Annotated in this window: 2 protein-coding genes; both read left to right on the forward strand. The window is 70.2% G+C overall.

The window, feature by feature from the left end; translation table 11 throughout:
• The coding region (locus tag ABYE80_RS17115) for a hypothetical protein (RefSeq protein WP_372791518.1) at positions 1–4,295 on the forward strand (4,295 nt) is incomplete at its 5' end.
• 198 nt (positions 4,296–4,493) lie between these two features.
• On the forward strand, positions 4,494–4,700 hold the full coding sequence (locus tag ABYE80_RS17120; RefSeq protein WP_372791519.1) for a hypothetical protein: 207 nt from the start codon (positions 4,494–4,496) through the stop codon (positions 4,698–4,700).
• Positions 4,701–4,927 lie beyond the last annotated feature (227 nt).

The following is a 4,927-nucleotide window of genomic DNA, read 5'->3' on the forward strand; positions in this document are numbered from 1 at the left end:
CCGGCAACGACACGATCCTCGGCCAGGACGGCGTCGACCACATCTACGGCGACGACGGCTTCAACCTCGACCTGTCGAAGCGCCTGAGCCTCTCCACCCAGATCCTGTCGGTCGTCACGGCTCCGTCGGGCAGCGACAACGTCGCGCGGCCCGGGCACTTCCAGACCAGCGACAGCCTCCAAGCCGGCAACGACGTCCTCCACGGCGAGGGCGGGGACGACCTGATCTTCGGCGACCACGGCGTCATCGACCAGGTGGCCGGGATCAACCGCATCCTCACCACCGGCGATGTGGTCGGCCTGCGCAGCGTTCGCCTGAACGACTCGGGCAGCGACGTCCTGACCGGTGGCGCCGGGCAGGACGTGCTGATCGGCGGCGGACGCGGCGACGCGATCGACGGCGGCACAGGGGACGACCTGATCTTCGGTGACGCGGTCGCCCTGCGACTCGCCGACGGCGCAGCGATCACCACCCGGCGCTTCCAGCACCTGCAGGGCAGCCTGCTCTACGCGCGGACCGACGTCGCCGGATCGCCGGCCGGGGTCGCCAGCGGCACGCTGCTCGTGGACGGGATCGCGCTCGACTACCGCAACCGCGACGGCAGCGTCCCCTACTGGGCCTACTTCATCGTCGACGACCTCTGGCACAGCGCAGCGATCGAGGCGGGCATCGACCCGGTCGCGGGCCCCGCGAGCTTCGGCAACGACCACATCGCGGGCAACGCCGGGAACGACCTGATCTTCGGTCAGCTCGGTGACGACGTCATCCAGGGCGACGGCTCCATCGACGGCTGGCTGTTCGGCACGCCGACCGGTGCGGGCCGGACCGGCCAGAGCGTCGACAACCCGATCGGGGACCTGTGGGTGGTCCCGTCCTTCGAGGCCGACAGCGACGGCGACGACTACATCGAGGGCGGCGGCGGCGACGACGTGATCTTCGGTGGCCTGGGCCAGGACGACCTCGTCGGCGGCAGCAGCGACTTCTTCGGCCTCGACAGCGCGAGCCTCCGTCCCGATGGTGCGGACCTGATCTTCGGCGGCGCCGGCACGCAGACCGGCCGCAACTCCTACGCGGACGGCGCGATCGGCTCCCCGCTGGCCCGCGATGCCGACGTGATCGTCGGCGACAACGGGAACATCGTGCGGATCGTGAACGCCGACGGCTCGGCGCCGGTCTTCAACTACGACCTGTCCGGCGACGCGTCTGCGGGCTACGGGCCCGAGCGCATCGCGGTCCGCGGCGTCGAGCTCCTGGACTACACCGCCGGCGGCCCGGACTTCCGTCCCGACCTCTTCGGCACCGGCCGGGTCACCGGGTGCGGGTACGACATCGGTGGCGCCGACGAGGTCCACGGCGAGTCCGGCAACGACACGGTCTACGGCGGCTGCGGGAACGACTCGCTGTACGGCGACTCCGGCGACGACGACCTGATCGGCAACTGGGGCAGCGACTGGATCTCCGGCGGCACGGGTCAGGACGGCATCCTGGGCGACGACGGACGTATCCACACCAGCCGCAACGGCGATCCCGACGGCGAGCCGCTGCACGGCGTGGCGCCGATCGCTCCGCAGGACCTCGACGCCCGGATCTCGGCGCAGCTCGGCGCGCAGGTCACGGTCATCAACGTCAGCGGCGCCCTCAAGAAGGCTGCCGACCTGACCCCGTTCGGCTTGGATCCGAACGCGCAGCAGAACGCGCCGGACGACGTGCTCTTCGATCCGCTGTACGCCGACGACATCATCTTCGGCGGGCTCGGCTCCGACTTCCTGCACGGCGGGGCGGGCGACGACGCGATGTCCGGTGCCGAGGCGCTCGAGGAGTCCTACGCGCCGCGCTACGACACCGCCGGTACGCCGATCGGCACGGTCCGCATCGACTTCCTGCATCCGTACAACCCCAGCGACGCCCTGCACTTCGGTCCCGACCACGACGCGTGGGATCCGGGCCTCGTGCTGACCAGCTCCTCCAACGGCAGCGCCCTGGTCGGCGGCGGCCTCCTCACCGATCAGTCCGGGATGCTCGACCGGATGGGCGAGTTCGCCCTGTACGACGAGTACGACCCGCGTCGCCGCATCCAGCTCGCCGCGGACGGCACCGCGACGAAGGACGGCACGGGCGGGCAGTTCTTCCTGAACTTCAAGGCGATCGACGACGGCGCCCCGACGGTCACCGATCCGCGCACCAGCACTCCGAACTGGGGCACGGTGCAGACCGACGGCGACGACGTGCTGTTCGGCGACCTGGGCAACGACTGGCTCGTCGGCGGCACCGGCCGCGACTCGCTGTACGGCGGGTTCGGCAACGACCTGCTCAACGCGGACGACGACCTCGACACCAACGGCGGTCTGAACGACCGGCCCGACACGCACCCCTCCTACGAGGACATGGCGTTCGGCGGCGCCGGCCTGGACGTCCTGATCGCGAACACGGGCGGCGACCGCCTGATCGACTGGCAGGGCGACTTCAACAGCTTCATCGTGCCGTTCAGCTGGTACTCGATGCCGACGATCAGCCGCTGGTTCGTGCCCGAGCTCGACGACCTCACGTACCGCCTGCTCGGCTACCAGATCGACAGCCTCTCCAGCGACGGGTGCTGGCACCGCGCGCCGATCCAGCTGCAGACGGGTCCGTGCCGCAACCTGACGCTGGAGGAGTACCTGTACCAGCGCTCCGCCAGCGAGGGTGCCGACCCGACCCGCGCCGCCGACACCGGCACCGACACCGTCAGCCAGGGCAACCGCAACGGCGAGCCACGTGGCGAGCTCGGCCTGGTCACCCCGCGCGATCGCGACTACTGGCGCGACCAGGAGGGCATCCCGTCCGACCCGCCCGGCCTGATCCCGTCCCAGCGCCGCGACGTGGCCTACTCGGCCGCGGACGAGGACGGCACCGTGCTCCCGTTCACCACGCTGGAGAACGGGTTCTTCGGCGGGGCGAACGTGATGGACCTGCTGTTCGGCTACGACGGCACGAGCGTGAACCTCGGCATCCTGCAGACCAGCGTCGGCGGCCCCGGCCACAACCTCGTGCTCGCCCTGCCGCTCGCGACGCTGAAGCTCGACGTCACGAGCATCAACGTCCAGTTGGGCACCGTGGCCACCTCGATCGTCCTGGGTGCGCCACGCGGCACCACGCTCGCGGGCCTGGTGACCTTCTCGGCCTTCGTGGCGAGCATCGCCGACCTGATCTTCGACGCTGAGGACAACGTCTCCGCCGCCCTGGCGCAGTCGGTCAGCGGGACGACCGGCTACACGCTCGGCGATCTCCTCACGGACAGCAGCGGCGCGCTGCTCCGCGCGGTGACCACCACCACCGACAGCATGAACCCGTCCCCGGGCACGACCGGACTCACCGACTCGCTCGCCGGAACCACCGAGTCCACGGTCGGCGGGATCGGCACGACGCTCGACGGGGCGACCGCACCTGCGCTGGGCACCGTCGCCACCACCACCGCGCCGCTCGTCGGCACCCTGGACGAGACCGCGGGCGGCGTCCTGTCGCAGCTCCAGGCCGGTCTGGACCCGGTCCTGTCCGAGCTCGAGCAGCTCCTCGCCGTGCTCGGTGGTGCCGAGAGCTGGCTGGAGGACTTCCTCACGGACTTCGAGGCCGCCCTGGACGCCGAGCTGCGGTACCGCCTCGACGGCACCTACAAGTGGCTGCGGCAGGTCCGTGGTCACGTCCAGGACGTCCAGGACTGGCTGGCGGAGCTCCAGGGAGACGTGCAGCGCGACCTCGACGCCGAGATCGCCTACCGCCTCAACGGCACCTACAAGTGGCTGGGCCAGCTGAAGGGCGACATCCAGGAGATCCAGGACTGGCTCGGCGAGGTCCAGGGCGCGGTCGATGACGAGATCGCCTACCGGATGAACGGCACCTACAAGTGGCTGCAGCAGGTCGGCGGGCATGTCCGCGACGTGCAGGACGCGATCGCCGACGTGGTCGCTGACGGGCAGACCGGCGTGATGGACGCGCTCGCCGATACGCAGGGCGCACTGAACGACGAGCTCGCCTACCGCATCGCCGGCACCCAGCGCTGGTTCCAGCAGCTCCGCGGCGAGGTCCAGGCCGTGACCGGCACCCTCCAGACGGTGACCGTGACGAGCTCCACATCGGTCGTGGAGCCGGTCACGACGATCACGAGCACGGTGCAGGAGCCCGTGATCACCGCGACGACGACGACGGTTACCGCCACCCAGCCGGTCGTGACCGCGACGACGACCACGACGCAGCCGGTGGTCACGGCGACGACGACCACGGTCTCGACCACCACGACGGTCATCAAGAAGCTGTTCTAGGTGTGCTGCTCGCGGACGTAGTGAACGTTGTGAGGTAGGGGTCCGGTCTCCGGTGGAGTGTGCGGTCAGCGACGAGGACCGGGAGTCGCGGGCCCCGTTGGCGAGCGGAGCTCGAGGCCGAAGTCGTGTCCGTGGGCGCTGAGCGCCGCGCAGGAGCAGCTGATCCTCGACGCCAGGGCCAAGACGAACTGAGGCCCGGTGCAGCTGCAGTTCCTCACCGGCGGCATCGGTCGACGATCTGGAAAAGCGCTCGAGCGTCACGGCGTCAGCCGCCAGCGCCGCTTCAATCAGCCCGGCCACTGGGCTCACGGTGATCGCAAGCGCCGCAGCCGCCGCGTCGGCAAGAGCAAGGTGATCGGCGTCATCGACGACCACGTTCACGCCGCGCTGGAACGGGAAATCTAGGGCCCGCGATCGGGAGGTTCGCGCCGCCACCGTCTCAGCGCGACGGTGATCCCACGAACCTCAGGGCAGGGTGTCGCCAACAATGACGAGCGCGTCGCGGCCGGTGAAGTGCCGCTCCTACCGCAGCTTCACGGTGAACCGCTTGCTCTCCTGCGCGCCCTGCTTGTTGGTGAACGTCGCGGTGATGCGGACGCTACGAACCTTGGCCGCCCGCAGCCGGCGCACCA

This window comes from Paraconexibacter sp., from assembly GCF_041602235.1.
Lineage (GTDB): Bacteria > Actinomycetota > Thermoleophilia > Solirubrobacterales > Solirubrobacteraceae > Paraconexibacter.